Genomic DNA, 1,374 nt, shown 5'->3' on the forward strand with positions numbered 1-1,374 from the left:
CCGCCCTCCCGGCCCCGGGCCGCGGCCGCGCCGCGTGTGTGCCTCCCGTGCCCGCGTGTCTGCCGCCGTGCCGCGCCGACCGCGCGTAGTGTGCCCACGGCCGGAGCGGCCCCGCTCCGCGGAACGGGGGGACATGGAAGGCGACGCCGCGCAGACACTGGGCATGCTGCTCCTGATCCTCATGGCGGCCTTCCTCGCCCCGCTGGTCACCGACCGGCTGGCCGCGTTCGTGGTCGTCCCCTCGGTCGTGCTGGAGATCGTCTTCGGCATCGTCCTGGGGCCCTCCCTCCTCGGGCTGGTCCGCGAGACCGAGACGGTGGCGATGCTTGCCGACCTCGGGCTCGCGCTGCTCATGTTCATGGCCGGGTACGAGGTCGACTTCGCGCGGATCAGGGGCAGGCCGCTGCGACGGGCGGCGCTGGCCTGGCTGTGCTCGGTCGCCCTCGGGCTGGGGACGGGGTGGGCCCTGTTCGGCGCCTCCCAGACGGCCCTGATCATCGGCCTGGCCCTGATCACCACCGCGCTGGGCACGGTGCTGCCCATCCTGCGGGACTCCGGGGGGCTGGAGGGCGCCTTCGGTGCCCGTTTCATGGCGTCCGGGACGATGGGGGAGTTCGGGCCGATCGTGCTGATCACCCTGCTGCTCAGCGGTTACCGCCCGTTGGAGGCGACGCTGCTGCTGGTCGGGTTCTTCGTCCTCGCTGGTCTCTCGGCCTGGCGCGCGACCCGTCCGCCCTCGGAGCGGCTGACGCGGCTCATCCGGGCCACCCTCGGCTCCAGCACCCAGGTGGCCGTGCGCCTGTGTATCCTGGTGATCGTGCTGTTCGTGTGGCTGGCGGCGAGCCTGCGGCTGGACGCGCTGCTGGGCGCCTTCGCGGCGGGGATCATCGTGCGGCTGATGTTCACCACCCACCATCCGGGCTCGGTCGAGCGGGTGGAGTCGAAGATGGACGCCGTCGGTTTCGGCTTCCTGATACCGGTGTTCTTCGTGGTGACGGGGGTGCGCTTCGACCTGTCGGCCCTGCTGGCCGACCCGGTGGCGCTGCTGCTGGTCCCCCTGCTGCTGGCGGCCTTCCTGGTCGTGCGGGGCGGCCCCGAGTACCTGCTGTCGCGGGGCGACGTCCCCGGGCGCCAGCGGCTCCCCCTGGCGCTGTTCTCGGCGACCGCGCTGCCCCTGATCGCGGTCCTGGCGACGATCGGGACCGACACGGGCGCCCTCGACGGCGCCACCGCCGCCGCGCTCCTGGGCGCGGGCGTGCTGAGCGTGCTCGTCCTGCCCCAGGTGGGCGGCGCCCTGCTGCGCCGCTCCCGGACCGCGGCGGGGGAGGCGGAGCGTTAGCCCCTGCCTCCGGGCCGACCGAACGGTGCGGACGG

Annotated in this window: 1 protein-coding gene; it reads left to right on the forward strand. The window is 74.1% G+C overall.

The window, feature by feature from the left end:
• The first annotated feature begins 133 nt into the window (after nucleotides 1-133).
• On the forward strand, nucleotides 134-1,339 hold the full coding sequence (locus DQW06_RS10960; protein ID WP_117198391.1) for a cation:proton antiporter: 1,206 nt from the start codon (nucleotides 134-136) through the stop codon (nucleotides 1,337-1,339).
• Nucleotides 1,340-1,374 lie beyond the last annotated feature (35 nt).

The sequence above is a fragment of the Nocardiopsis sp. TNDT3 genome (assembly GCF_003427465.1).
GTDB lineage: Bacteria > Actinomycetota > Actinomycetes > Streptosporangiales > Streptosporangiaceae > Nocardiopsis > Nocardiopsis dassonvillei.

Coding starts and splice junctions, on each gene's coding strand:
- DQW06_RS10960 (WP_117198391.1), top strand. CDS start 134: ATGGAAGGCGACGCCGCGCAGACACTGGGCATGCTGCTCCTGATCCTC.